Origin of the sequence: Streptomyces sp. NPDC048254 (genome assembly GCF_043201895.1) — a bacterium.
GTDB lineage: Bacteria > Actinomycetota > Actinomycetes > Streptomycetales > Streptomycetaceae > Streptomyces.
Genome location: NZ_JBICZJ010000003.1, coordinates 212336 through 239169 on the forward strand (window position 1 = coordinate 212336; position 26834 = coordinate 239169).

The 26834-nt window shown below is 71.2% G+C and carries 19 protein-coding genes and 1 tRNA gene; 8 read left to right on the forward strand and 12 right to left on the reverse strand.

Annotation, left to right across the window (positions count from 1 at the left end):
- Nucleotides 1-58: 58 nt before the first annotated feature.
- The 5 genes from ACGFZQ_RS10760 to ACGFZQ_RS10780 all read right to left on the reverse strand — a co-directional run bounded on the left by ACGFZQ_RS10760 (nucleotide 59) and on the right by ACGFZQ_RS10780 (nucleotide 8051).
- Nucleotides 59-1462, reverse strand: coding sequence for an OFA family MFS transporter (locus ACGFZQ_RS10760; RefSeq protein ID WP_393840029.1), 1404 nt, complete (start codon nucleotides 1460-1462; stop codon nucleotides 59-61).
- 1 nt (nucleotide 1463) lies between these two features.
- Nucleotides 1464-2852 (reverse strand): OFA family MFS transporter, encoded by a 1389-nt coding sequence (locus tag ACGFZQ_RS10765; RefSeq protein WP_393840030.1) that lies wholly within the window; start codon nucleotides 2850-2852, stop codon nucleotides 1464-1466.
- A gap of 123 nt (nucleotides 2853-2975) precedes the next feature.
- Nucleotides 2976-5120 carry an acetate--CoA ligase family protein gene (locus tag ACGFZQ_RS10770; protein ID WP_393840031.1) on the reverse strand — a complete coding sequence of 715 codons (2145 nt, stop codon included), beginning with the start codon at nucleotides 5118-5120 and terminating at the stop codon, nucleotides 2976-2978.
- A 4-nt stretch (nucleotides 5121-5124) separates the two neighbouring features.
- The gene (gene frc / locus ACGFZQ_RS10775; protein ID WP_351730492.1) at nucleotides 5125-6357 is read right to left on the reverse strand and encodes a formyl-CoA transferase; all 1233 of its coding nucleotides are present in this window, start codon (nucleotides 6355-6357) and stop codon (nucleotides 5125-5127) included.
- Between the two features lie 11 nt (nucleotides 6358-6368).
- Nucleotides 6369-8051: a thiamine pyrophosphate-binding protein gene (locus ACGFZQ_RS10780; protein ID WP_351730495.1), complete on the reverse strand. Its 1683-nt coding sequence runs from the start codon at nucleotides 8049-8051 to the stop codon at nucleotides 6369-6371.
- 187 nt (nucleotides 8052-8238) lie between these two features.
- Here ACGFZQ_RS10780 and sucC point away from each other — a divergent pair, with 187 nt between their 5' ends.
- The 6 genes from sucC (at nucleotide 8239) to ACGFZQ_RS10810 (ending at nucleotide 13374) form a co-directional block, all read left to right on the forward strand.
- Entirely contained in the window at nucleotides 8239-9369 is a 1131-nt protein-coding gene (gene sucC, locus ACGFZQ_RS10785; RefSeq protein ID WP_393840032.1) for an ADP-forming succinate--CoA ligase subunit beta, read from the forward strand.
- 11 nt (nucleotides 9370-9380) lie between these two features.
- Nucleotides 9381-10277, forward strand: coding sequence for a succinate--CoA ligase subunit alpha (gene sucD, locus ACGFZQ_RS10790; protein ID WP_393840033.1), 897 nt, complete (start codon nucleotides 9381-9383; stop codon nucleotides 10275-10277).
- Nucleotides 10278-10280: 3 nt separating this feature from the next.
- The gene (locus ACGFZQ_RS10795; RefSeq protein WP_393840034.1) at nucleotides 10281-11816 is read left to right on the forward strand and encodes an aldehyde dehydrogenase family protein; all 1536 of its coding nucleotides are present in this window, start codon (nucleotides 10281-10283) and stop codon (nucleotides 11814-11816) included.
- Nucleotides 11817-12336: 520 nt separating this feature from the next.
- Nucleotides 12337-12421, forward strand: a tRNA-Leu gene (locus tag ACGFZQ_RS10800).
- Nucleotides 12422-12760: 339 nt separating this feature from the next.
- Nucleotides 12761-12985: a hypothetical protein gene (locus ACGFZQ_RS10805; RefSeq protein WP_393840035.1), complete on the forward strand. Its 225-nt coding sequence runs from the start codon at nucleotides 12761-12763 to the stop codon at nucleotides 12983-12985.
- Nucleotides 12976-13374 (forward strand): SDR family NAD(P)-dependent oxidoreductase, encoded by a 399-nt coding sequence (locus tag ACGFZQ_RS10810; RefSeq protein ID WP_393840036.1) that lies wholly within the window; start codon nucleotides 12976-12978, stop codon nucleotides 13372-13374. The genes ACGFZQ_RS10805 and ACGFZQ_RS10810 overlap by 10 nt, the downstream gene beginning before the upstream one ends.
- A 28-nt stretch (nucleotides 13375-13402) precedes the next feature.
- Here ACGFZQ_RS10810 and ACGFZQ_RS10815 read toward each other — a convergent pair whose 3' ends face one another.
- The 6 genes from ACGFZQ_RS10815 to ACGFZQ_RS10840 form a co-directional block, all read right to left on the reverse strand.
- Nucleotides 13403-14041, reverse strand: a complete 639-nt coding sequence (locus ACGFZQ_RS10815) for a TetR/AcrR family transcriptional regulator (protein WP_393840037.1) — start codon at nucleotides 14039-14041, stop codon at nucleotides 13403-13405.
- A gap of 66 nt (nucleotides 14042-14107) precedes the next feature.
- Nucleotides 14108-14359: a hypothetical protein gene (locus ACGFZQ_RS10820; protein ID WP_393840038.1), complete on the reverse strand. Its 252-nt coding sequence runs from the start codon at nucleotides 14357-14359 to the stop codon at nucleotides 14108-14110.
- Nucleotides 14329-15864, reverse strand: a complete 1536-nt coding sequence (locus tag ACGFZQ_RS10825; RefSeq protein WP_393840039.1) for a DUF4331 domain-containing protein — start codon at nucleotides 15862-15864, stop codon at nucleotides 14329-14331. The genes ACGFZQ_RS10820 and ACGFZQ_RS10825 overlap by 31 nt, the downstream gene beginning before the upstream one ends.
- A gap of 162 nt (nucleotides 15865-16026) precedes the next feature.
- Nucleotides 16027-16758 (reverse strand): ferritin-like domain-containing protein, encoded by a 732-nt coding sequence (locus ACGFZQ_RS10830; RefSeq protein ID WP_393840040.1) that lies wholly within the window; start codon nucleotides 16756-16758, stop codon nucleotides 16027-16029.
- A gap of 104 nt (nucleotides 16759-16862) precedes the next feature.
- Nucleotides 16863-17933, reverse strand: a complete 1071-nt coding sequence (locus ACGFZQ_RS10835; RefSeq protein ID WP_393840041.1) for a fatty acid desaturase family protein — start codon at nucleotides 17931-17933, stop codon at nucleotides 16863-16865.
- Nucleotides 17934-18117: 184 nt separating this feature from the next.
- The gene (locus tag ACGFZQ_RS10840) at nucleotides 18118-18951 is read right to left on the reverse strand and encodes a PIG-L family deacetylase (RefSeq protein ID WP_393840042.1); all 834 of its coding nucleotides are present in this window, start codon (nucleotides 18949-18951) and stop codon (nucleotides 18118-18120) included.
- Between the two features lie 541 nt (nucleotides 18952-19492).
- Here ACGFZQ_RS10840 and ACGFZQ_RS10845 point away from each other — a divergent pair.
- Nucleotides 19493-22732 carry an FtsX-like permease family protein gene (locus ACGFZQ_RS10845; protein WP_393840043.1) on the forward strand — a complete coding sequence of 1080 codons (3240 nt, stop codon included), beginning with the start codon at nucleotides 19493-19495 and terminating at the stop codon, nucleotides 22730-22732.
- A 77-nt stretch (nucleotides 22733-22809) separates the two neighbouring features.
- A complete protein-coding gene (locus ACGFZQ_RS10850; RefSeq protein WP_393840044.1) occupies nucleotides 22810-25641 on the forward strand; it encodes a hypothetical protein in 2832 nt (943 codons plus the stop codon).
- A gap of 48 nt (nucleotides 25642-25689) precedes the next feature.
- Here ACGFZQ_RS10850 and ACGFZQ_RS10855 read toward each other — a convergent pair whose 3' ends face one another.
- Nucleotides 25690-26754: an ABC transporter ATP-binding protein gene (locus tag ACGFZQ_RS10855; protein WP_393840372.1), complete on the reverse strand. Its 1065-nt coding sequence runs from the start codon at nucleotides 26752-26754 to the stop codon at nucleotides 25690-25692.
- Nucleotides 26755-26834 lie beyond the last annotated feature (80 nt).

Genomic DNA, 26834 nt, shown 5'->3' on the forward strand with positions numbered 1-26834 from the left:
GATGCCGGTCCGGGACTCAACTGGCCCACGTCGAAGGGGTACGGAGAGCGCGGACCCGTCAGGTCGCCGTCTGTGGCTGTATCGCCCCCACCTTCGCCCTCGTGCCCGGGCCGTGGCCCGGCTGCCGGAGCAGGAGTGCCACCCCCGCCGCCAGCATCGAGATGCCGCCGGCCAGGGCGTACGCGCCGTTGTAGCCCCACGCGCCGACCACCATGGAGCCGAGGCCGCCGCCGAACAGGCCGCTGACGAGTTTGCCGCTGTAGACCAGGCCGTAGTTGGTCGCGTTGTAGTTCTCGCCGAAGTAGTCCGGGGTGAGGGCGGCGAAGAGCGGGTAGAAGGCGCCGCCGCCGAAGCCGGAGAGGAAGGCGAAGAACAGGAACAGCCACTCGCTCTTGACGTCACCGGCCCAGATCACGCCGAACTGGGCGAGGCCCAGCACGACGATGACGAAGACGAGCGTCGGTTTGCGGCCGAGGCGGTCGGAGAGCCAGCCCACCACGCCCCGGCCGATGCCGTTGATGACCGCCATCACGCCCATCGAGGAGGCCGCGACCAGCGGGCCGAAGCCGACGTCCTTGGCGAAGTCCACCTGGAAGGAGATACCGAAGATCGAGACGCCCGCCGTCATCACGATGGAGATCCACATCAGCGGGAGCATGCCGGTGCGGATCGCCTCCTTCGGCGTGAACTGCCGCACCGCGGGTGGGTTCTTGACGAGGGCCGTCGCGGTCCTGGTGTCGCTCGCTTGGGCGAGCGGGTCCACGTCCGCCGGCCACCAGTTCTTCGGCGGGTCCTTGAAGAAGAACGCGGTGACCAGGACCACGACCATGACGTAGGCGCCGATGAGGTCCAGCACCCGGTGGTAGTTGGCCGTGTCGAAGGCGTAGTTGAAGATGAAGATGAAGGGCAGTGAGCCGTAGGCGAAGCCGCCGTTCACGAAACCCGTGCGGGCGCCCCGGCGTTCGGGGAACCACTTGCCGACCATGTTGATGCAGGTCGCGTAGACCAGGCCGGAGCCGAGACCGCCGATCACGCCGAAGCCGAGTATCGCCAGCCAGATCTCGCTGATGTGCGAGAGGGCCAGGAACCCGATCAGGCACATACCGGATCCCGTGTACATCGCCCGGCGTGCGGTCAGGATGCCCTTCTCGCGCAGCCAGCCCGCCGGGAAGGCGATGCCGGCCTGGAAGAACACCCAGACGCTCAGGATCCAGAAGGTGTTGGACTGCGTCCAGCCGTGCGCGTGGGACAGCGTGTCCTCCGCGGAGCCGTACGCGTACTCGAAGACGCTGATGGCCATCATGGCCACCCACGGGAGATACACCATGAAGTTGCGGGAGTGGCCGAGGATGTCCCGGTCGGTCTCCCCGATCCGGTACACCCGGCCGCGGGCGTCCGTCACCTCACGGTACGGGCGTCGTTCGGCACCGGTGCTGTTCGTGGCCACAGGGTCTGCCGTCATATCACGCCATCTCCTCGCCGAGCGGATGCGGGTTGGGGACGATGCGCCGGGCGCTGGGCCTGCCCGGTGCCTTGAGGAAGAGCGCCAGCACCGCGGAGGCCAGGCCGACGGAGCCCGCGAGGACGAACGCGCCGTGGTAGTCCCACTCACCCACGACGACCGCGCCCAGACCGGAGCCCACCAGGCCGGAGATCAGCTTGGAGCTGTAGACCATCCCGTAGTTGGTGGCGTTGTTGTTCTCACCGAAGTAGTCCGCCGTCATGGCCGCGAAGAGCGGGAAGATCGCCCCGCCGCCGAACCCGGAGACCATGGAGCAGAACAGGAAGAACGGCATGCTGCCCATCTGGCCGGAGACCAGCACACCGAACTGCGCGCTGCCGAGCACGATGCACACGATGATGAGTGTGTTGCGGCGGCCGTAGCGGTCGGAGATCCAGCCGATGACCCCGCGGCCGGTGCCGTTGACGATCGCCTTCAGGGACATGGCCGTGGCCACGATCCCGCCCGCGAACCCCATGTCCTTGCCGAACGGCACCTGGAAGGCGATGCCGAAGATATTGATCCCGGCCGTGCAGAGCAGGCAGAACCACATCATCCACAGGACGGGCGTACGGGCCGCCTCCTTCGGCGTGTACTGCTTGACCGCCGGCGGGTTCTTCTCCAACGCCCGCCTTATCCGCGGGTCCTGAGTGGCCTTCAGGGGGTCGACGTGCGCCGGCCACCAGTTCTTCGGCGGGTCCTTGAAGAACCAGCCGGCCGACGCCACCACCAGACACAGTCCGACGCCGACGGCGGTGAGCAGGACCTTGTAGTTGCCCAGGTCGAGGACGGAGGTGAAGAGGAACACGAACGGGACGGACCCGTAGGCGAAACCGCCGTTCACGAAGCCCGTCTTGCCGCCCTTGCGCTCCGGATACCACTTGCCGACCATGTTCACGCAGGTCGCGTAGACGAGACCGGCGCCGATACCGCTGCACATGCCGAAGCCGAGATAGGCGACGACCACGTTCGGCGCGAACGCCAGCGCCACATAGCCGAGCAGGGTGCCGACCGCGCCGATCAGCATGGCGGTCCGCGCGGGAAGCCGTCCGCTCTCCCGCAGTTGCCCGGCCGGGAAGGCCACGGCCGCCTGGAAGAACACCCAGACGCCCATCAGCCAGAAGATGTGCCCGCTGCTCCACAGATGTGCCTCGTGCAGCGTGTCCTCCGCCGACGTGAACGCGTACTCGGCGGAACTGATGCCCATCATGCCCACCCAGGGCAGGATGACCATCCACTTGCGTGTCCGGCCCATCAGATCGACGTCGGTCTCGCCGATCCGGTATGTGCGGCCGTTGCGGTCCGTCACCTCCCTGAAGGGGACGGATGTCGTTAGATCGATGGATGACATGTTCGTTCAGCACCCCTTGCGTCGAAAGCTCTGGCCAGCGCCCCCTGTCCAATGCCTTTCGTGCGCGCACGGGTCCCGGGGCCGGCCGCAGCGCACCGCCGGCCGGCCCCCTCCACGGCTAGGTCATGAGCCGCCCCCCAGCAGTCCGGCCGCCCGCGCCCAGCGGTACTTGGCGCCGAGCACGGCCACCGGCCGTTCGGTCGTGTACGGATACGCCACGACCCCCCGCTCGTACAGGTACTGGCAGGCCTCCTCGACCTCGACGTCCCCGGCGAGCGAGGCGACGACCGGCTTCTCGATGCCCCGCTCCCGGAACTCCGCGACCACGCGCGCGGTCAGCTCCGCGAACACCATCGGCGGGGTGACGATGGTGTGCCAGTAGCCGAGGACCAGGGCGTGGATGCGCGGGTCCTCAAGACCGAGCCGGATCGTCGCCTCGTACGTCGACGGCGGCTCGCCGCCCGTGATGTCCACCGGGTTGCCCGCGGCTCCGAACGGCGGGATGAAGCGGCGGAACGCCTCGTCCAGGTCCGGCGGTATCTCCATCAGGGACAGGCCGTTGTCGGTGACGGCGTCGGACAGGAGCACACCGCTGCCGCCCGCGCCGGTGATGATCACGACGTTGTCGCCCTGCGGGGTCGGCAGCACCGGCAGGCCGCGCGCGTACTCCAGCATGTCGTTCAGGCCCGGCGCCCGGATGACTCCGGCCTGCCGCAGGATGTCGTCGTACACCGCGTCGTCGCCCGCGAGCGCGCCGGTGTGCGAACCGGCCGCCTTGGCACCGGCCGCCGTACGGCCCGCCTTGAGGACCACGACGGGCTTCTTCGGTACGGTGTTCCGCGCCGCCTCGACGAAGGCGCGGCCGTCCTTGAGGTCCTCCAGGTGCATCGCGATGCAGTCGGTGTGCGGGTCCTCGCCGAACCAGGTCAGCAGGTCGTCCTCGTCCAGGTCCGACTTGTTGCCGAGGCCGACGATCGCCGAAACACCCGTCTTCGTGGTCCGCGCGAAGCCCAGGATCGCCATCCCGATGCCGCCCGACTGGGACGTCAGCGCCACGCCGCCCTTCACGTCGTACGGCGTGCAGAACGTGGCGCACAGGTCCTGCCAGGTGGAGTAGTAGCCGTAGATGTTCGGGCCGAGGAGGCGGATGCCGTACCGCTCGCCGATCGCGACGATCTCCTCCTGGAGTTCGTGTTCACCGGTCTCCGCGAAACCGGAGGGGATCAGGACGGCGTTGGGGATCTTCTTCCGGCCCACCTCCTCCAGCGCCGCTGCCACGAACTTGGCGGGAATGGCGAAGACTGCCACGTCCACCTCACCGGGAACGTCCGTGACACTCTTGTACGCCTTGCGGCCCAGAATGTCATCGGCCCTGGGGTTCACCGGATGGATCTCCCCGGCGAAACCGCCGTCCACGAGGTTGCGCATCACCGAGTTGCCGATTTTGCCCTGCTCGTTGGAGGCGCCGATCACGGCGACCGAGCGGGGCTGCATCAGCCGGCGCATGGAGGTGAGGATCTCCTCGCGCGCGTACTTCCGGCGCTGCGGCGGCTGCTTCTCGGCGAGGATGATCCGGATGTCGGCGGCTACCGCGCCCTCCGCAGTGGCGATCACCGGGTTGAGGTCCACCTCGGCGATCTCCGGGAAGTCCGCGACCAGTTGGGAGACCCGGCGGATCTGCTCGGCGACCGCCCACCGGTCCACACCGGCCTGCCCGCGCACCCCGCGCAGCACTTCGGCGGCCTGGATGGAGTCGAGCATGGACAGCGCCTCGTCGGCGGAGACCGGCGCGAGCCGGAAGGTCACGTCCTTCAGCACCTCGACCAGCACCCCGCCGAGCCCGAAGGCGACGACCTTCCCGAAGGTGGGGTCGGTGACCGCGCCGACGATCACCTCCGTGCCCTTCGGCAGCAGCTCCTGGACCTGGACGCCCTCGATCTTCGCCTCGGCGTCGTAGGCCTTCGCGTTCCCGACGATCCGGTGGAAGGCCGCGCGTACGTCCGCCGCGCCCTCGACCCCTACGATCACCCCGCCCGCGTCGGTCTTGTGCAGGATGTCCGGCGAGACGATCTTCATCACCACCGGCCCGGCGAAGCGCGCCGCGTACGCCACCGCCTCGTCCACGTCGGTCGCCAGCTCCTCGCCCGGTACGGCGATCCCGTACGCGTCGGCGATCACCTTGCCCTCGGGCGCGGTGAGCGCGTCACGGCCCTCCGCGCGCACGGAGTCGAGGAGCGCGCGGACCCGCAGCTCCCGGTCCTCTGCCATCACGTCAGATCACTCCGTTCGACTTGAGCAGGCGCAACTCTTCGTCGCCCAGACCGAGTTCGCCGATGTAGACCTCTGCGTTGTGCTCGCCGAGGAGCGGTGAACTGGTCACGTCCACGGGGGAGTCGGAGAGCTTGAGCGGGCTGCCGACGGTGACGAACTCACCGCGCTCGGGATGCGGGACGGTGACCACCATCTCGTTGGCGACCAGCGACTCGTCCTCGATGATCTCCTTGGTGGAGAGGATCGGCCCGCACGGGATGTTGTGGGCGTTGAGCTGCTCCAGCACCTCCCACTTGGGGAGCGTCGAGGACCACTCCTCGATCAGCTGGAACATCTTGTTGAGCTTGGGCAGACGGGCCTCCGGGGTCGCCCACTCCGGGTCCTCCGCCAGCTCCGGCCGGCCGATCAGCCGGGTGATCGGCTGCCAGCCGACGGGCTGCACGATCACGTACACGTAGTCGTTCGGGCCGCCCGGCGCGCACTGGACCGCCCAGCCGGGCTGGCCGCCGCCGGAGGCGTTGCCGGAGCGGGGCACCTGGTCGCCGAAGTCCTCGTTGGGGTACTCGGCGAGCGGCCCGTGCACGAGGCGCTGCTGGTCGCGCAGCTTGACCCGGCAGAGGTTGAGCACGGCGTGCTGCATGGCGACGTTGACCCGCTGGCCGCGTCCGGTCCGTTCCCGCTGGAAGAGTGCCGCCAGTATCCCGGCCACTGTATGCACCCCGGTGCCCGAGTCACCGATCTGCGCGCCCGTGGCCAGCGGCGGACCGTCCTCGAAGCCGGTGGTGGCCATCGAGCCGCCCATCGCCTGGGCGACCACCTCGTACGCCTTGAAGTCGGTGTACGGGCCCTCCCCGAACCCCTTGATGGACGCGTACACGATCCGGGGGTTGATCTCCTTGATGCGGTCCCAGGTGAAACCCATCCGGTCGACCGCGCCAGGACCGAAGTTCTCCACCATCACGTCCGAGCGGCGTATCAGCTCGGTGAGCAGCTGCTTTCCGCGCTCGGTCTTGGTGTTGAGGGTGATGCTCCGCTTGTTGCAGTTGAGCATCGTGAAGTAGAGGGAGTCGACGTCCGGGAGGTCACGCAGCTGCTTGCGCGTGATGTCACCGGTCGGCGCCTCCAGCTTGACGACGTCCGCGCCGAGCCAGGCGAGCAGCTGGGTGGCGGACGGCCCCGACTGGACGTGCGTCATGTCGAGGACGCGGATGCCTTCGAGTGCCTTGGTGGTCATCGGCGTTCACCTCACTTGTACATGGTCTGGTTCATGGTTCCGGGGGCGTACGCGTCCGGGTCGACCCAGACGTTGATCAGCGACGGCTTGCCCGACTCCCTGGCCCGGCGCAGGGCGGGGCCGATGTCGGCGGGGTCGCGGACCTCCTCGCCGTAACCGCCCAACATCTGGGCGAACTTGTCGTAGTGGACGTCCCCGAGGGTGTTGCCGACCCGCTCGCGCTCCTTGCCGTACTTGGCGGCCTGGCCGTAACGGATCTGGTTCATCGAGGAGTTGTTGCCGACGATCCCGACGAAGGGGAGGTCGTAGCGGACCAGCGTCTCGAAGTCCCAGCCGGTGAGGGAGAACGCGCCGTCCCCGAAGAGGGCGACGACCTCCTTGTCGGGCCGGGCCTGCTTGGCGGCGAGCACGAAGGGGACGCCGACGCCGAGGGTGCCGAGCGGGCCCGGGTCCATCCAGTGGCCAGGCGACTTGGGCTGCACGACCTGTCCGGAGAAGGTGACGATGTCGCCGCCGTCGCCGATGTAGATCGAGTCCTCGGTGAGGAAGTCGTTGATCTCGCTGACCAGGCGGTACGGGTGGATCGGCGAGGCGTCCGACCGCAGTTGGGGCAGCCGCTTCTCGAGCGCGGTCTGCTCGGCGGCCCGCAGCTCGTCGAGCCACTCCTTGCGCCTGGAGGCGCCACCATTGACGCGTCCCGAGGCCGCCTCGGTCACCGACTTCAGGACCAGCCCCGCGTCCCCGACGATCCCGAGGTCGATGTCCCGGTTCTTGCCGACCGTGCGGTAGTCGAGGTCGATCTGCACGACGGTGGCGGCGGGGGAGAGGCGCTTGCCGTAGCCCATGCGGAAGTCGAAGGGCGTGCCGACGATCACGATGACGTCGGCGTTGGAGAACGCGTACCGGCGGGAGAGCTGGAAGTGGTGCGGGTCGCCGGGCGGCAGGGTGCCGCGTCCGGCGCCGTTCATGTACGCCGGGATGTTGAGGGTGCGGACCAGCTCGATGGCGGCCGCGGTGCCCCGGGTCGTCCAGACCTGGCTGCCCAGCAGGATGGCCGGTTTCTCCGCGTGCACGAGGAGGTCGGCGAGCTTCTCGATCGCCTCCGGGTCGCCGGCCGAGCGGGTGGAGGCCCGGTAGGCACCGGACCTGGGGACGCGCGCCTTCTCCGCCGGGACCTTGGCGTCCAGGACGTCGCGCGGTATCTCCAGGAAGGAGGGGCCGGGGGCGCCGTGGTAGCACTCGCGGAACGCCATGGAGACCATGTCGGCGGCGCGGGCGGTGTCCGGGACGGTCGCCGCGAACTTGGTGATCGGCGCCATCATGTCGACGTGCGGAAGGTCCTGCAAGGACCCCATCTTGTGCTGGGTGAGCGCCCCTTGGCCGCCGATCAGCAGCATCGGGGACTCCGCGCGGAAGGCGTTGGCGACCCCGGTGACGGCGTCGGTCGTCCCCGGACCGGCGGTGACGACCGCGCAGCCGGGCTTGCCGGTGATACGTGCGTAGCCGTCGGCGGCGTGGGCCGCCACCTGCTCGTGGCGGACGTCGACGACTTCTATGCCCTCGTCTACGCAGCCGTCATAGATGTCGATGATGTGGCCGCCGCAGAGGGTGTAGATGCGGTCGACCCCCTCGGCCTTCAGTGCCTTGGCAACGAGATGACCACCGGAAATCACGTCCTGGGTGTCGTCGGGCATGGCGAAGTCCTGTCCCTTCGTAGGGGGTGGGATGCCGTCTTCGTACATTGCATACAGTCGACGAATACTGTATGAAGCTTGTTATCCCGCATCCGGTGGGTGGTGTCCAGGGGGCGTGCGGCACTTTTCAGTCATCGGAGTTCGGCCTCTCGATGACTTCTGGATGACTTCGCAGACAGGAGCCGGAATGGACCTGTACGAACACCAGGCAAGGGAACTCTTCGAGGAACACGGCATCGTGGTGCCGAGGGCCGAGGTAACCGACTCGCCCAAGGAGGCCCGGGAGATCGCCCGCAGGCTCGGCGGCCGGGTCGTAGTGAAGGCGCAGGTCAAGACCGGTGGCCGGGGCAAGGCGGGCGGCGTCAAGCTCGCCGCCGACCCGGCCGCCGCGGAACTGACGGCCCGGCAGATCCTGGGCATGGACATCAAGGGGCACACGGTCGGCAAGGTGATGCTGGCCCAACCCGTGGAGATAGAGAGCGAGTTCTACGTCTCCTACGTCCTGGACCGCGCGGCGGGCACCTTCCTCGCGATCGCCTCCGCCGAGGGCGGCATGGAGATCGAGGAGGTGGCCGCGGCCCGTCCCGAGGCGGTGGCCCGGGTGCCCGTCGATCCCGCGGTGGGCGTCACCTCCGCCAAGGCCCAGGAGATCGCCGGGGCCGCCGGACTGCCGCCGCAGACGGTGGACGTCCTGGTGCGGCTCTGGGAGGTGCTGGTCCGCGAGGACGCCCTGCTCGTCGAGGTGAACCCGCTCGTGCGGACCACGGAGGGCCGGATCCTGGCGCTCGACGGCAAGGTCACCCTGGACGACAACGCCCGCTTCCGGCAGGCCCGTTGGGGCGCGGACGAGGACGGGCACCACGACCCGCTGGAGGCGATCGCCGCCGCCAAGGGCCTCAACTACGTCAAGCTGGACGGCGAGGTCGGCATCATCGGCAACGGCGCCGGCCTGGTGATGTCCACCCTGGACGTGGTGGCCGGCTGCGGCGCGAGCCCCGCCAACTTCCTGGACATCGGCGGCGGAGCCTCCGCCCAGATCATGGCCGACGGGCTCTCGGTGATCCTCTCCGACCCGGCCGTGAAATCGGTCTTCGTCAACGTCTTCGGCGGGATCACTGCGTGCGACGCGGTCGCCGACGGGATCGTGCAGGCCCTGGAGACCGTCCGGCTGACCAAGCCGCTGGTGGTCCGCCTCGACGGCAACAACGCGGCCCGCGGCCGGGCGATCCTCGACGGCCGCGCGCACCCCCTGGTCGAACAGGCCACCACCATGGACGGCGCCGCCCGCCGCGCCGCCGAACTCGCCCACACCGCCTGAGGAGCCCCGACATGGCGATCTACCTCACCAAGGAGAGCAAGGTCCTCGTCCAGGGCATGACCGGCGGCGAGGGCATGAAGCACACCCGGCGGATGCTGGCCGCCGGGACCGACGTCGTCGGCGGGGTCAACCCGCGCAAGGCGGGCCAGAGCGTCGACTTCGACGAGCGTGCGGTCCCGGTCTACGGCACGGTCGCCGAGGGCATGGCCGCGACCGGAGCCGATGTCACGGTCGTCTTCGTGCCGCCCGCGTTCGCCAAGGCGGCGGTCCTGGAGGCCACCGACGCCGGCATCGGCCTCGCGGTCGTGATCACCGAGGGCATCCCGGTCCACGACTCCGTCGCCTTCACCTCGTACGCCCGCGGCAGGGGCACCCGGATCATCGGCCCCAACTGCCCCGGCCTGATCACCCCCGGCCAGTCCAACGCGGGCATCATCCCCGCCGACATCACCAAGCCGGGCCGGATCGGTCTCGTCTCCAAGTCGGGCACGCTGACCTACCAACTCATGTACGAGCTGCGGGACATCGGCTTCTCCACCGCTGTGGGCATCGGCGGCGACCCGGTCGTCGGCACCAACCACATCGACTGCCTGGCCGCCTTCCAGGAGGACCCCGACACCGAACTCGTCGTCCTCATAGGGGAGATCGGCGGCGACGCGGAGGAACGGGCCGCCGCCTACATCCGGGAGCACGTCACCAAGCCGGTCGTCGGCTACATCGCCGGGTTCACCGCGCCCGAGGGCCGGACCATGGGCCACGCGGGCGCGATCGTCTCCGGTTCGGCCGGCACCGCGCGGGCCAAGCGGGAGGCGCTGGAAGCGGTCGGGGTGCGGGTGGGGAGCACACCGACCGAGACCGCCCGGCTGGTCCTCGACCTGCTGGACGCACGGCAGCCGGAAGGGAGCTGAGCCATGGATCTTCTCCGTAAGCCCGGCACTGGCTGGGACGACGCCTGGGCGCGCTGTCTCGCTCTCGCCCCCGAGGCGTTCCGCGACGACCGTGTCCTCAACCTCTGGGCCGGCACCTGGCAGTCCGACGGCCGGCCGCTGCCCGCGAACAGCCCCGTCGACGGCAGCCCCATCGCCGGCCCCCCACGGCTCGACCGCGGCACCGCGCACCGGGCCGTCCGGGCCTGCCTCGACCAGCACCGCGCCTGGCGGCACGTCCCGCTGGAGGAGCGCCGGGCCAGGGTGGCCGCCACCCTGGACGCCCTGACCGAACACCGCGAACTGCTCGCCCTGCTCCTGGTCTGGGAGATCGGCAAGCCCTGGCGGCTGGCGCAGGCGGACGTGGACCGGGCGATCGACGGGGTGCGCTGGTACGTCGACGGCATCGAGCCGATGCTCGCGGGGCGCGCCCCGCTGGACGGGCCGGTGTCCAACATCGCCAGCTGGAACTACCCGATGAGCGTGCTCGTTCACGCGGTACTGGTCCAGGCCCTGACGGGCAACGCGGTGGTGGCGAAGACCCCGACCGACGGCGGGGTCGCCTGTCTCACCCTGGCCTGCGCGCTGGCCGCCCGGGAGGGCCTGCCGGTCACGCTGCTGAGCGGCAGCGGGGGCGAGTTGTCCGAGGTGCTGGTGCGGGCGCCGGAGATCGGCTGCGTCTCCTTCGTCGGCGGCCGGGACACGGGGGCCGCGGTGGCCACCGCCGTCGCCGACCTCGGCAAGCGGCACGTCCTCGAACAGGAGGGACTCAACACCTGGGGCATCTGGAACTTCACCGGCTGGGAGGCGTTCACCGCCGTCGTTCCCAAGCTTTTCGACTACGGCAAGCAGCGCTGCACCGCCTACCCGCGCTTCGTCGTCCAGCGCGAGCTGTTCGACGAGTTCCTGACCGCCTACCTGCCGGCGGTCCGGGGCCTGCGGATCGGCCACCCCCTGGCGGTCGCCGACCCCGGCGACCCACTGCCCGAGCTGGACTTCGGGCCGGTGATCAACGCGGCCAAGGCCAAGGACCTGACCGACCAGGTCGCCGAGGCCGTCGACCGCGGCGCCGTCCCGCTGCACCGCGGCCGCCCGGCCGACGCGCGCTTCCTGCCCGGCCAGGACACCGCGTCGTACGTCCACCCGGTCACCCTCCTCAACCCGCCCCGGTCCTCCCCCCTCCACCACGCGGAACCCTTCGGCCCGGTCGACACGATCGTCCTGGTCGACACGGAGGCCGAACTGCTGGCCGCCATGAACGCGTCCAACGGCGCGCTGGTCGCCACCCTGTCCACCGACGACGAGGCCACCTTCGCGCGGCTGGCCCCGCAGATCCGCGCCTTCAAGGTCGGCCACGGCACACCGCGTTCACGCGGCGACCGGGACGAACTGTTCGGCGGCTTCGGCGCGTCCTGGCGGGGCGCCTTCGTCGGCGGCGAACTGCTGGTGCGCGCGGTGACACAGGGGCCGATGGGAGAGCGGCTGCCGGGGAACTTCCCGGAGTACCAGCTCATGCCGTGAGGACGAGCACGTGAGTCGGCGGGCCACACCCTGCGGACAAGGGCGCGGCAGGCTCAGCACGTTGTGGTTCATCCCGGCCCGGACGAGGGCGGTGACCGTCGCCCGGGTGGCCGCGGGTTCGTCGTACGACACCAGGACCTGGACCGAGCGACCGAGCGGACGATCTCCGCCGGATCCCGGCCCGGTCCGGCGCGGTGCGCGCCCAGCACCCGGGCGCGCTCGGCGACCAGCCGCGGCGTCCGGGTGCCCCAGCCGCCGATGAGCGGCGGGGGACCCGGACGCCGTACCCGCCGGATTCTCGCCGGAGATCCCGCCCGAGCTGACCGACGCCGGGCGTGAGCGGATGGGGCGGGCCGTGCGTGCACCGGCACCGGTTCGGTAGTGATGCGGAGACGCACGGTGACGGCATGCCCCACCTGCGGAGATGTCGACGGAAACGCAGGTGAAGGGCACTCCGAAAGCTTGGTATTGTTGTCCATGTCGCCGCGGGGAACACCCCCGGTCAGGCGGCAGACACCTGGTCCGGGTGGCGGAATGGCAGACGCGCTAGCTTGAGGTGCTAGTGCCCTTTATCGGGCGTGGGGGTTCAAGTCCCCCCTCGGACACAGATCACAACCCCACCTCGTGCGGGTCGAGCTGAGCCTCGGCCCGCACGAGCTGTTTTCGGGGGTCCCGTAGGTGAGCTCGAGGCCGAGGTTCTGGTAGGCGTCGGGCCTGCCCAGGGGTGGCGTCCTCGCGGGTGACTTGGTCTGCTCCGGGGCGCGACCGATCCCCCCAGCCCTGCCGCGGGTCGGCGCCGACGCCACTGCTGTCCTTGCTTCTTGGTGAATCCGCCGGTCTTGCGTCCACGACCGCTCCGGAGTACGTTTCCAAACGGGTCGACCCGAATAGAAATAGCTGCATCGTGAACGTCGCCGGCCGGGCCGGCGTACCGGGAGCCGCACATGAACACCGAGGTCAGCGTTGTCATCGGGAACGGGGGGATGGGGCGCGCCGTCGCGCGGAGGATCGGTGCCGGCCACCGACTCCTGATCGCCGACTACAAGAAAGACGCCCTGGAGCCGGTCGCCGAGCAGCTGCGCGACGACGGGTTCGAGGTGACCACGCAGAGCGTGGACGTCCCTGGCAGCGGGTCTTCGACCTCAACGTCACCGTTCCCATGCGCCTGACCCGTGCCGTGCTGCCGCAGATGCTGGAGCGCGGCGAGGGCGCGCTGGTCTACGTCTCCTCCGAGGCGAGTTTCCGCTCCTCGCTCTCCGGCGCCGCCTACACCAGCTCCAAGCACGCCCTCAACGGCTTCGTGAAGTCCGTCGCCTTCTACTACGGCCGACGCGGCATCCGTGCCAACGCCGTCGCGCCCGGCGGGGTCGACACGGGGATGGACACCGCCTTCCGCTCCTCCTACGCCAAGGAGATGACCGCACCCGCCATCGCCGCCGGAACCCCTTCGGTCGCCCCCGAGGTCGTCGTCCACCCGCTGCTCTGGCTGCTCTCCGAGGACGCCCCCAACGTCAACGGCGTCATCCTGCCCAGCGACGGCGGCTGGACCACGATCTAGACCCGGCAGGAGATCCTGCGTGGCGCAACTACGGGGTGGCCGGGTCCGCCCGCAGGCCGCGCAGCAGCACATCGAGGAGCGAGTCCACCGACTCGATGCTCAGATCGCTGCGACGGGCGGTCACCCAGTACATGAGGGAGCCGAGGATCGCGTCCGCGACCGCGCCGAAGTCCGCGTCGGGGCGCACCTCTCCGGCCTCGGCCGCCACGCGCAGGCGGTCGACGAACCCGGTCCGCTGCACCTGGGTGAAGCGCTCGTAGAGCCGCTCCGCGGTGGCCGGGTCCTCGCTCGCCGCTGAGGTGACGGCCCGGATCCGGTCGGCCCGGACCGGGTCGACGAAGTCCCGGGCGAGGGCGTGCGCCCAGGTGCGGACATCCTTGTCCACCGATCCGGTGCGGGCCGGCGGGGCGAGGTGGAAGGGCTGCGCCTCGTCCATCACCGCGTCCGCCACGACCATTCCCTTCGAGGGCCACCAGCGGTAGATGGTGTCCTTGCCCACCCCGGCGCGCGCCGCGATCGCACCGATCGACAACTTCTCGTAGCCCTGCTCGCCGACGAGTTCACGGGTCGCGGAGAGGATGGCGAGCCGTGATGCCTCGCTGCGCTTGCGGCCCGGGGTGGGACGGGCATCCTCGCTGGTCGACGGGCGCTTGCTGGGCTGGTTCACCCGGCGAGTATAGGTCGCTCACCGGTCCATGGGACGGTCGCGTCCTGCCGCTCATCGCACCTGGTCCTACCGCCCCAGGAACCGGAAGTTCCCGTCCCTGGCCTGGTAGAGGAAGCTCGCGTTCTCCGGTTCCAGCATGTGCGTGGCGTCCTGGGTGAAGCGGATCGGCTTGGCCACGCCGTCGTAGGCAGTGCGGAAGAGGCGTTCGGCGACCTGGCCCGGCTCGACGCCGACAGACGAGGGCGGGAGCCCCGTCTCGCTGACTCCCGCCCTCCGTGTTGTGCCGCTCAGTTCGGCCGCCGCATGCGCCGACGCCACCACGCCAGACCCGCCCCGATCAGCAGGATCCCCGCCGCGCCCGAGACCGCCGACGCGGCGATCAGGCCGGTGTTGCGCGTGCCGTCGGCGGAGCCGGCCGGCTGCAGGGCGTTGCCCACCTGGTCGCGGAAGCTGTTGCCGCCGGCCGTGCCCTTCGCGAGCGGGCCTCGTGAACCCGCGACGGGCTGGGCCAGGTAGGGGAAGGAGTCGCCGAACTTCTGGTCGTTGGCGTTGACGGCATCCCCCAAGTCGTTATTGGAACCGACCAGTTCACCCTCGACGACCTGCAGCGCGATGTCCACGACGTCATCGGTGAGCCGGCGCCCGTTCGGGAATCCCGCCTTGTCGCCGTCGAGCACGCCGAGCCGTTTCGGCGCGGCGGTCGGCTTGATGGAGGTGTTCAGGCGCAGCATCTCCGCCGGTCGCACGTTCGGCGGCTGGTTGAGGCCCTTGACGCCCTTGAGGCAGACATCGACGAGATCGTTGCGCGGTTCTGCGGGCGCCTTGATCCCGTAGACGGCCTTGATGAGCTTCGGCAGTTCCGGATTGGTCACGTTCTTCAGGAACTGGCCGTCGTTCCACGGCGAGGACGCGTTGAACTTGTCCTTGTCCTTCAGCGGGTTGACAACCTCGTTGACCAGCGGGTTGCCCAGACGTGAGACCTGCTCGTACGAGCCCTGGGCGTTCCTTCGCTGGGTGGTCGACCAGATGCCGACGACCGGCTGGTCCTTCGACTGGGTGATCATGTCGGTGGGCAGTTGCAGGGCGACCGAGTTGACGTTGTAGCCCTTGAGGGTGTCGTTGCCGACCTCGGAGAGGTTGCCGCCGTACAGCAGGTCGAACACGCGCAGGTCCAGGAAGAACGGGTCGTCCGCCTGGCCGGCGAACGTCCGTGCTCCGTCGGCGAGTTCACGGACGGCCTGCCGGCGGAGCGTGTCGTAGTCCGGCATCGACGCCTTGCCGACGTTCGACGGGGCCACCGGTATGTCGTCGGCGAGCTTCGTCTCCGACACGACCTGCTGGTCGTGCAGCTTGAGCAGGTCGATGTCGTAGGTCTGCGTGACGTTCAGGTCCGGGTCGTCCAGGCTGGTGACCGGGCCCGTGTTGTACAGGAACGTCTTCTTGTTCTTCGTGTCGGTCTTGAAGGTGTAGCGCAGCAGCAGTTCGCCCTGCGCGTCACCGTTGTTGTCGATGTGGATGTCGTACTGGGCGTCGTCCGCGAACGTGTAGAAGTTCGGGCCGCCCGCCGGGTCCTCGAACGGGATCCAGTTCGCGATGATCGTCGTCGTCTCCGGATGGTCCGGACTCACGAAGGCGTACACGTCCGTGTTGTCGTACCGGGATTGTCCCGAGATCAGCGGGGCCTCCCGGTGACTGGAGGCGGAGGCCGCCCCCGGTTCCAGCGTGGCCATACCGGCGGCTGCGAGTCCCCCGGCGGCCAGCGCACCCGCGATGAGGGTCGCGAGGCCCCTGCGCCCCGCACCGCTCCTGGCAATAGGTGTCATTCCGTCCGTCCTCCATGCCAACTTCCCTGACACCCGAGGATTCGGAACGGCCACCCCATGCGGATTGGTGAATATTGACTGATCTGACCGATCTATCGGTTGATCTATTGATTGATCTGGACTTCTTCGGCCGTCTTGCCCTCGCCCAGTGGGTCGTCTCCGTCAGCCCGCGTTCGTCCATGCGTCTGGGCGGGGTACCAGCACTGCGGAGACCACCGCGTGGGACGAGGCCATGACATCGCCCACGAATCGCAGGCGTCCGACGCCGAGCCGGCGCAGTGCCGGACCGTGGTCGGCGGCGACGACGAGAGAGGCTGCGAGCAGAAGAAGTCGCCACACGGCCATCACCGGGCGGCGCACGGCGTGGGGGAGCTCCGCCAGGGAAGCGTGCAGCCGCTCGCAGTGGAACGGGACGTGACGCTCCTCGTCGGACAGGATCCGCCCCGCCACCTCCGTAGTGAGCGCGTCGTCGGTGCCATCGCGCAGGGCCCGGTAGTAACGCAGCGCCACGACTTCCGCGATCATCAGCACCAGCAGTTCCATGCGCAGGCCCATGAGACGCCGCAGCCGTACGAAGACCGTGTCGCTCCAGTGCCCGGTCAACGTCGGCACGCCCCCCGCGGCCAGCAGACGGGCCAGCAGACGGGCATGGTTCTGTTCCTCGGCGACGAAGAGCCGGACCGCCTGCCCGTAGTCGGTGTCGCCGGCCTGGTCCGCCTTGCTGACGAGGTTGGCACCGTCACCGTCCTCGCCGACCTGGAAGCGCTGGATGCCGGCCCACACCGCCGGATGCAGCGTCGCGCCTCGGCCCCAGTCCGGATCGCCTTGGGCACGCCTGCGCTCGCGCTCGTCCTCGAACCGCCTTGTCCACTTGGCGAACCCGTCCGTATGCACCCGGTCTCCCCTCTGCGGAGCACGGCCACCGTGCTCCGCAGAGGGACGACGCAGGCGGACACCGAACCGTTCCACGGCCGGCGCTTCACGTACGCGCTGCGCCGTCAAGACGCCTTGCGTTGCCGCCTGATGGGTTCTCCCACCCGGTGCAGGTGCGCGAGGGCCTCGCGGTAGGAGCGCAGCAGCCCGGTCTCGTGGTACGGCACACCGATCTCCGCGCAGTACTCCCGCACGATCACCTGGGCGCGTCGCAGATGCGGTGTGGGCATGCTCGGGAACAGGTGGTGTTCGATCTGGTAGTTGAGGCCGCCGAGCATCATGTCCGTGAACCGACCGCCCCTCACGTTGCGGGAGGTGAGCACCTGACGCCGCAGGAAGTCGGGCCGTTCGTCGCCGGTGAAGGTGGGCATGCCCTTGTGGTTCGGGGCGAACGTACAGCCCAGATAGACACCGAAGAGACACTGGTGCACGGCGAGGAACGCCACGGCCTTGCCGGGCGAGAGCACCAGGAACAGCGCGGACAGGTAGGCCGCCAGGTGCAGGAGGAGCAGCGTGCCCTCCAGCATCCGGTTCTTCATGGACGGCGAGCGCAGCGCCCGCATGCTCGACACGTGCAGGTTGAAACCCTCGAGCGTCAGCAGAGGGAAGAACAGGAACGCCTGGTGGCCGCCGATGAACCGGGCCAGGCCGCTGCTGTCGCGTGCCTGGTCGGTGGACCACACCAAGAGGTCCGGAGCGACGTCGGGGTCGAGTTCCTCGTGGTTGGGGTTGGCGTGGTGACGGGTGTGCTTGTTCATCCACCACCCGTAGCTCATGCCGATGGCGAGGTTGCCGAAGAGGCGGCCCCATGTCTCGCTCGGGCGGCGCCGGCGGAAGACCTGCCGGTGAGCCAGATCGTGCGCCACGAGGGCCACCTGGCCGAAGACGAGGGCCATGGCGGCGGCGACAGCCAGCTGCCACCAGGTGTCGCCGAGCGCGAAGAAGGCCGCCCCGCCCCCCAGCAGAGCCGCGATCACCAGGCCGAGCCGCACGGTGTAGTAGCCCGGGCGCCGGTCCAGCAGGCCCGCCGCGCCGATGCGTTGGGAGAGTCTGGCGAAATCGCTGCCGGAACCGGCGGGCCGCGCCGGGGCGGTGGGCGTTGCGGCCGCGACTGGAGCGTCGATGGAGAACGTCATACCGCCGAGTCTGGGCATGGCCGCACCGCGCCGACAGCTGGCCAGCCACCGGATCCGTAGGGGGGATGCCTCCCGGCCCCCGGGGGGCTACCACCACTCGTACGCTGCTGACCTCGGCGCCTTTCGAGGAGGCGGGCCGGTGGCGTGACCAACCGCGTGACCAACGGCCCGGAGCGCCGGCGGATCAGCGCAGGCCGGCGAAGAGGTCGTTCTCGGGCACGGCGGCGCCGGTGGTGTCCTGGACCCGTACGAAGGTCTCGACGCCCATCAGCTCGGTGAACCTCTCCCGGCCCATCCTGAGGAAGAAGATGTTCTCGCCCTGACTGGCGTGCGCGGCCAGCGAATCGAACTTCTGGCCGCCGAACGCGGTGGTGTCCACCCAGGTGGTGATCTCCTCGTCGGGCAGACCGATCTTCGCCAGCGCGGCGGCCTCGGCGGGATCCGGCTCCGGTACGTCCGCACCGAACTCGCGCATGGCCTCCCCGAACCGCTGCATCATCGAGCGGGGCGCCGTCGTCCAGTACACCTTCGGTGTCGGGGCGGTCATCGCCAGCGCCGCCATCGTGATGCGGTTGGCCTGGATGTGGTCGGGGTGGCCGTAGAAGCCGTTCTCGTCGTAGGTGACGACCACATCGGGCTGGTAGCGCCGCAGGAGTTCCGCGAGTTTTGCAGCGCCCTCCGCCACGGGTGTGTGCCAGAAGGATCCGGGGGCGTCGTTGGTCGGCCAGCCCATCATTCCGGAGTCGGCGTAGCCGAGCATCTCCAGATGGCTGATCTTCAGGATGTCGCAGCTCGCCTCGAGTTCCTGACGCCGGATCGAGGCGACGGCCGCCGGATCATGCCCGGGATCACCCGGTTTGACACCCCCCGGCCCGTCACCGCAACCGCCGTCGGTACACGTCACGAGGACCGTGCGCATGCCCTCCGCCGCGTACCGTGCGAGGACGCCTCCCGTTCCCGTGGCCTCGTCGTCGGGGTGGGCGTGTACCGCCATGAGCGTCAAGGGCCGGTCGTTCATGAATCAGTCCTCCTGTGTGAATGGGCTCGGTCCGAGTCCGCGGCGCACCTGGCCAGGTACCCCTCAATAGCAGATGACCGGGTGTGCCGCGGACCCGAGGGCACCGGATCACGCGGGAGCGGGTGGTCCTTTTGTCTCTTTCTTCCCCACGCGCGCGACGCCGGTCTCCCAGCCGGTGCAACACCGCCGGCCGGACAGACTGTTCCCGCCGTGGCAGGGGCCCGGGCAACGGCTTTCGATCACCACTCGGACCCGCCCCCGCCAGCGTCTTCACCCCGCGCGCAGGGGCTGATGGGCCTCGCGGAGCGCGGTGGCGGCTTCGGCCGCTCCGGTGCCCCAGGCCGCAACAGATCAGTGATTCTTGCGTCGTTGGGGGATGCCTGGTAGGACTGTGGCGCGCCGTCACCGTCACATGTTCGATTTCGCGGGGGTTCATGTGGTCGCCACGGCCTTCACGACTTCGCCGCGGCGACGCCCGGATCCTTCGCGCCCGGCCCGGCGGCTTCCCACCGTTGCCAGGCGGGCCACACAGCACGGGCTGGTGCTGACCGCTGTCGCGGTGACCGTGCTGCTGTGCGCGACGGCGCTGGCCGCGCTCGCGGCGCTGGCGGGGAGTTCGGTGCAGGCCGGGGCCGTGCGGCGGCTGGCCGCCGACCTCGACGCGCAGGTGGCCGTCAACGCGTCCTTCCGGGCCGGGGGAATGGCCGCCGCCGACCGGGATGTGCGGGCCGCCGGCGACCGGGTGTTCGCCGGGGTGCCGCACCGGACCTATGTGGGGCTGCTGGGCACGTCGCCGGTCTCGGTGACGGGGATCGACGGGGCCGCTGGCCCGCCGCGCGGTCCCGGGGGCAGCGGGCTGCACCCGGTCGCGGTGCAGGACGGCGGCGGGTTCGGGCGGTTGGTCGCCGGGCGATGGCCGGCCGGCACGGCCGACGCCCCGGCCGCCGCCTTCACCTCGCTGCCCGGTGTCCGGGCCGCCACCGGGTCCACCGCCCCGGTCGACGCGGCGGTGCCCGACGCGCTGGCCAAGCGCCTGGGTGTCGAACCCGGTTCCGGCCTCCAGGTGCGGGACGCCTTCGACCGCACCATGACCCTGCGGATCACCGGCGTCTTCCGGGCGACCGGTGCCGTCGGGTTCTGGCCCGCGATGGCCGGCGTACTGACCCAGGGCGAGACCGCCGACCAGGACCTGCTGGTGGTCTCGCCGTCGGCTCTCAACGGCAGCGCCGTCCTGAACGGGCACCTGACAGTGCACTGGACCGTGCAGCCCGACTTCTCCCGTCTCGACGCGGGCAGCCTCGCCGGTCTGCACGACCGGCTGCGTGCCTTCTCCGGCAGCCAGAGCGGTGTGTCGGTGTTCGGCGGGCGGCAGCCGTCGCTGGACGACCTGACCGTGAGCTCCGGTCTGCCGGGCGCGATCGACGACCTGACGGTGCCGATGGTGGCGGCCCGGTCCTCGCTGTACCTGCCGAGCGTGCTGCTGGCGGTCCTCGCCCTGGCCACCCTGCTGCTGGCCGCTCGCCAGTTGACCGTACGCCGGCGCGGTGAGCTGGCCCTCCAGCAGGCCAGAGGCGCCGGCACCCTGCGGTTGCTGCGCGGCGCGGCGGCCGAGTGGGCGCTCACCGGCGTCCCGGCCGCCGTCGCCGCGCCCTTCCTGGCCGGGCTGCTGCACCCCGGCAGCCGGGGCACCGGCGCGTGGGCGGCGGTGGGTCTGACCCTGCTGGTGCACGCCGCGGCGGTGCTGCTGCCCGTGCTGCCGTCGGCGCGGTCGCGGCCGGCCCGCGGTGCGCGGGCCGCCGCCGCGCAGCGGCTGGGCGCCGACCTGGCCCTGCTGGCCGTCGCGACCCTGGGGTATCTGGAGCTGCGGCGGCACCACTCGCTGATCGCCGACGTGGGCTCCGGCGGCGCGTCCGCGGACCCCGTGCTGGTCCTGGTGCCGACCCTGGTGGCCGGCACCGCCGCGCTCCTGCTGCTGCGGCTGCTGCCGCTGACCTCCCTGCTGCTGGACGCGTTCGGCCGTCGTAGCCGGGGCCTGGTCCTCGCGCTGGCCGGCTGGCAGTTGAGCCGGCGGGCCGCGCGCAACGCGGGACCGGTGGTGCTGATGTGCCTGGCCGTGTCGGTGAGCGCCTTCGCCACCACCGCGCTGGCCTGCCTGGGCGGCCTGGCCTCCGAGCAGGCCGCGTTCACGGTCGGCGCGGACGTGCGGATCTCCGCGTCCGCGGACGACGGCTACCCCTCCTCCGTGCTGGGCGCCGCCTATCGCGCGCTGCCGGCGGTGACCACCGTGACACCGGTGACGCAGTCGACGGTGAACCTGCCCGGCGGCGCCACCGAGGACCTGGTCGGCACGATCGGCGGGCCCGCTCCCCGCACCCCGTCACCGGTCGTCTTCGGGATACCGCTCCCCGGGCGTCCGACCGCGCTGCTGCTGGACGAGCGGCTGCGCAGCGACGGCAGCCGCGCGGCACCGAGCCTGGAGCTGACCGTGCAGGACGCGTCCGGCGTCGTCAGCACCGTGGCGACCCACCTGCCCGCCGCCGACGGGGCCAGGCACACCGTCGTGGTCCCCCTCGACGTGGCGCTGAGCGGCGGCCACCCGCGGACGTATCCGCTGACGGTGACCGCCGTCGACGTCCTGCCGCAGCCGAACATGCGTCCCGCGCGGCTGGACCTGGAACTGCTCCGGGTGGGCGCGCGCGGCACCGCGGACACCTGGGTCCCCCGGCTGCCCGGCGGGCAGGTCTGGGCCGACGGCACGGACCGCGCCGCCGACTCCACCGCGGGGGCCTGCGAAGGAGAGCCGGCCGGCCGCTACGATCCCGGCACCCCCGGGGTGTGCTCGATCGTTCCCGGCGGCTCCGAGGTCCTGCGGACCACCCTCAGCACCGGCAGCCGGCCCTCCCAGGCCATCAGCGACGCCTTCGGCGGCCTGGCCGACAGCGACTACGACACCCGGCCCGGCAGCCAGGTGCGGCTCGTGGCGGGCCCGGCCGGCCATCCGGCGCCGCTGCCGGTGCGCGCCGACGCCTCGGCGCTGCGCGACGCGCGCCTGAGCGTGGGCAGCACCACCAGACTGGATCTGGGCGGCGGCCGGGTCACCGCCCAGATTGTGGGCCGGGTCGACTCGCTGCCCGGACTGGGCCGCGGACAGGGACATCTGATCGCCGACCAGCGCCGGCTCGCCACCGCGCTGACGCTGGCCGGTGCCGACCAGCAGGATCCCGCGTTCTGGTGGATCGGCAGCACCGACAGCGCGCGCACGGCCGCCGCCGCCGAGGCACAGCCCGCGCTGGGCCGCGTCACCACCACGGCGCGCACCGCCGCGTCCCTGCAGGCCGATCCGTTCCGCAGCGGGCTGCGCCGGGTGCTGGAACTGGTCCGGTATCTGGCCCCCGCTTTCGCGGTCATCGCCTTCACCGTGCACGCGGTGGTCTCCACCCGGCAGCGCCGCAAGGAGTTCGCCCTGCTGCGGGCGATCGGCGTCCGTTCCCAGAGCCTGTCCGGGCTGCTGGGCGCCGAGCAGCTGAGCCTGGCGCTGTTCGCGGTGGTCCCGGGGGCGCTGATGGGCATGGCCCTGGCAGCGGCGGTGCTGCCGCTGGTCACCGTGGACGACAGCGGACAGACCCCCTATCCGCCGCTGCCGCAGGTCATACCCTGGGGCACCGTGGCGCTGACCGCGGTGGCGACCGCGCTGGCCATCAGCGCGGTCGTGCTGGCGCTGGCCCGGCTGCTGGCCCGGGTGGACCTGGTACGTGTACTGCGAGCGGGGGAAGACCGTTGAGCCGGGCGGCCGGACACGACCGGAAAGGGCGGACGGGCACGCAGCCCATGGGCACGGGCGCGGCGGAGACCCGACCCATGAGCACGGGCGCGGCGGTGACCCAGCGCCTGATACGCAAGGAGAGCCGCGGCGATCTGCCGCTGCTGGCCTGTCTGGCGGTGCTGGTCCTGATGCTGACGGCGCTGTGCGCCTGGGCGCCCGTCTTCGCGGGCCGCCAGGAGGACCGGGCACTGCGGCAGCGCGTCGACGCCGCGCAGGTTCAGGCGCCCCTGATCAGCCTGAGCACCACACCGGAGGTCTTCAACACCTCGCCGCCCGCCGTGAACATGGCCACCCTGCTCGGCGCCGGCCGCACCCTCACCGACCACCTCGGCGGCTCCGCCGCACGGCATCTGACCTTCGCCGGCGGCGGCAGCTACGACTACAACCAGGCGTCCCTGATCTCCCCGCGGCCGCCGGGGCGGGCGGACACCAGCACCCGGCTGACGGTCAGTTACCTGCCGTCCGCGCGGGCCCATCTGCACTACGTCAGCGGCCGTGCGCCGGCCGACCACACGCCGCTGGGCACCGCGCCCCAGATCGGGCTGTCGCAGGCCACCGCGCAGGCGCTGGGCGTCCGGGCCGGCAGTCGGCTGACCCTTGACTTCGACAAGACGCTCGGAGTGCAGAACGCACCGCCCCGCGCGGGACTGGTGGTGAGCGGCGTCTACCGCACCACGGCCGCGGCGGACGACTTCTGGACCGGCCGGGAGACGTTGGACCAGCCGTCGCGCTACCCGGCGGAGCGCTCCGCCGGCACGGTGCTCGCCGTCCGCGGCCTCGTCGGCCTCGACGCCGCCGACCTGCTGGCCGGCGTCGGGGTGGGCGGCCCGCGGGTGACCTGGCAGGTGCGCGCCGACCTGTCCGGGGCGGCGCTCGACCGGGCCCGCGCGCTGACCGGGCCACTGTCCCACTACAGCGCGGACCTGAGCGCCACCCTGTGCCAGGGGGTCGACCCGATCACCGGCGACATCAGCTGCCAGGTCGGCGGCCAGGCCACCGGGCCCCTGCTGGTGAACGACTTCCTGACGCCGCTGCTCGCCGCGTTCACCGCTCAGGACCAACAGGCCAGGGCGCTCGCGACGTTCGCCGTCGACGCGCTGGCCGCGGTCGCGCTGGCCACCGTCACCGTCGCGGTACGGCTGCTGCTGCGCCGGAGGCAGGCGCACCTGCGGTTGCAGCGGGCGCGTGGCGCGTCCACGGCGCGGCTGGTGCTGCTGCGCTGCGCCGTGGCCTGGCCGGTGGTGCTGATCGCCGCCCTGCTCGGCTGGGCGGCCGGACGGGCCCTCGCCCCCACCGGCACCTCCGGATCACCGCAACCGGTGCCCGCCGCCCTCGCCGCCGCGGTGGTGGTGCTGACGGTGCCGCTGATGACCTGGCTCGCGGTCCGCGAGCCGCGCAGGCCCGGCCGGCTGCGGCGCTCGCGCCGGAAGACCGCCGTCGGCCGGCGCGTGGTCCTGGAACTGACGGTGCTGCTCGCGGCGGCCGCGGGCGTGGTCGCGCTGCGCTCGCAGGGCCCCGACGGGATCCTGGGCGCGGTGCCGGTGCTGGTGGCGCTGGCCGTCGCACTGATCCTGCTGCGGATCTGTCCGCTCGTGCTGCGCCTGGTGCTGCGGCAGGCCCGGCGCGGCCGGGGAGCGGTGGGCTTCATCGGAGCGGCCCGGGCCGCCCACGACGCCCCGGCGACCGGGCTGGCCCTGTTCGTCCTGGTCCTGACCCTGGGCACGGCCGTGTTCGGTGGCCTTGTGCAACGGACGATCGGCGACGGCCTGGCCACGGGAGCGGCCTGGACCACCGGCGCCGACGCGAGCGCGACCGTGGCCGGGACCGTAACCTCAGCGCCCACGGCAGACACCGGGATACGGACCGCCCTCCAGCGTCTGCACACCCTCGACCTGGCGGGACAGGCCGACGGCGCGGTGATCTCCCGGGTCGCCGTGATCACCGTGGATCCCCGCCAACTGGCCGCCATCGCCCCGAAGTCGCCGCTGGCCGACGCCCTGCTGTCCGGGCTGGCCACCCCGCCGGGGACCCGGGCCGGCGCGAGCGCCCCGCTGCCGTCCTTCCTCTCGCCCGACCTGCGGGCGAGCGAGCGCACCGGCGGCTTCACCGCCACGGTGGTGACCCAGGGGCAGCCCCCGGTGGACCTGAACCTGAAGCCGGTCGGCACCCTCACCGCCGCGGAACTGCGCGACCCCCTCCTCGGGCCGGTCACGGCGGAGATCCCCGCCGGGACGCCCCTGCTGATCACCACCGCCACCGCCGAGCATCTGATGCCCCAGCAGTCCTCGGGAAGCACGGTCCTGCTCCTCAAGGGCAGTGCATCCCGCGGGCCCGCCACCACCGGGCCCGCGGCACTGCGGTCGGCGGCGGCCAAGGCACTCGGGCCGCTGGCCCGGATCCGCGTCCGCTCCGAGACACTGAGCACCCTGCGCGCGGACGGCCTGACGCGGGGACTCGGCACGATCTACACCATCACCTCGATCCTGGCCGCGCTGTCCGGCCTGCTCGCGCTCGCCCTGGAACTGACCCTCACCTCCCACGAGCGCGGCCGCACCGCCTCGTTCCTGCGCACGCTAGGACTCGGCGGCAAGGAAGCCGGGGCGCTGCACTTCGTGCAACTGCTGCCGCTGGCGGTGGCATCGGCGGTGGGCGGCACGCTGCTCGGCCTGCTCGAACCGCGGCTCATGGCCCCGACACTGGACCTGCGGCAGTTCACCGGCGGCCCCGCCCAACCGGCACTGCGGACCGACTACTCGCTGACCGTCGCCCTGGTCGCAGGCGTGACCGCGCTGATCCTGGCCGCCGCGGCCACCGAGACCGTCCTCGCCCGCCGGCGCCGCCTGGGCGCCGTACTGCGCCTCACCTGAACGGCCGCGCACACGGCGGGTGCGCGCGGCGGCCCCCGGAGGAACCGCCTACTGCGCGTTCGCGGCGTTCGGGCCGCCACCGGCCGCGTTCTCCGTATGCTCCGCGCGCTCCGTATCCTCCGTATCCTTCGTATCCTCGGCGTTCTCCGCGTCGGACTTCGCCCGCCGGGCGGCCTCGTCGGGCCATACGCCGATGTGGTCGCTCTCCAGGGCCAGCCGTACCCGCCTGCGCATGTGCAGGCGCTCGGTGAACTCGCCCGGCAGCTGCAGCCGACCGCTGGCGTCCAGTACCGCGTACTCCTCGGCGGTGAGCACATCGACGCCGTCCTCGCCGGTGGCGACCCGGCGCAGCACCTCTGTCGAGGTACGGCCGTTGCGGATCCGTACGGTGCGCTGGACCTGCTCGGACACCAGCGCGTCGTGGGTGACCACGATCACGGTGACGCCCAGGTCCTCGTTGGCCCGGCGCAGCGCGGCGAAGACCTCGTCACTGGTGGCGGTGTCGAGTTCGCCGGTGGGTTCGTCGGCGAACAGCACCCGGGGCTCGTTGGCGTTGGCGACGGCCACGGCGACCCGCTGCTGCTCGCCGCCGGAGAGCGTGTCGGGCATGCGGTCCCGGCAGTGGCCGACGGACAGCAGGTCGAGCAGTTCCTCGGCCCGCGCGCGGCGCCGGGCGCGCTTGACCCCGGTGTACGTCATCGGAAGCATCACGTTCTCGGCCGCCGAGAGGTAGGGCAGCAGGTTGCGGGAGGTCTGCTGCCAGACGAAGCCCACGGTGGTACGCCGGTACTCCAGCCGCTCGCGGCGCTTCATCGTCAGCAGGTCGTGTCCGGCGACCTCGGCGGCACCCGCGGTGGGCACGTCCTGGCCGGAGAGGATGCCCAGCAGGGTGGACTTGCCGGAGCCGGAGGCCCCGATCACCGCGATCATCTCGCCCTGGGCCACGGCCAGGTCGAGGCCCTGGAGGGCCTGCACCTCGACGCCCTCGGTCTGGTAGATCCGCACCAGGTTCTCGCAGACGACCAGCCCCTCCTCGCGCCGCGGGGCGGCTGCCGCGGCGGCCCGCCGGCGCAGCTCGTCCAAGTCCGGTACCCCGGTCGCCTGTTGGTGCACTGCCACGCGGTCCCCCGAGGAGGTGAAGTCTGCGGATGACACTGTCGGACAGCCGCCAGGGTAGTGCGGAAGTCCGTGCC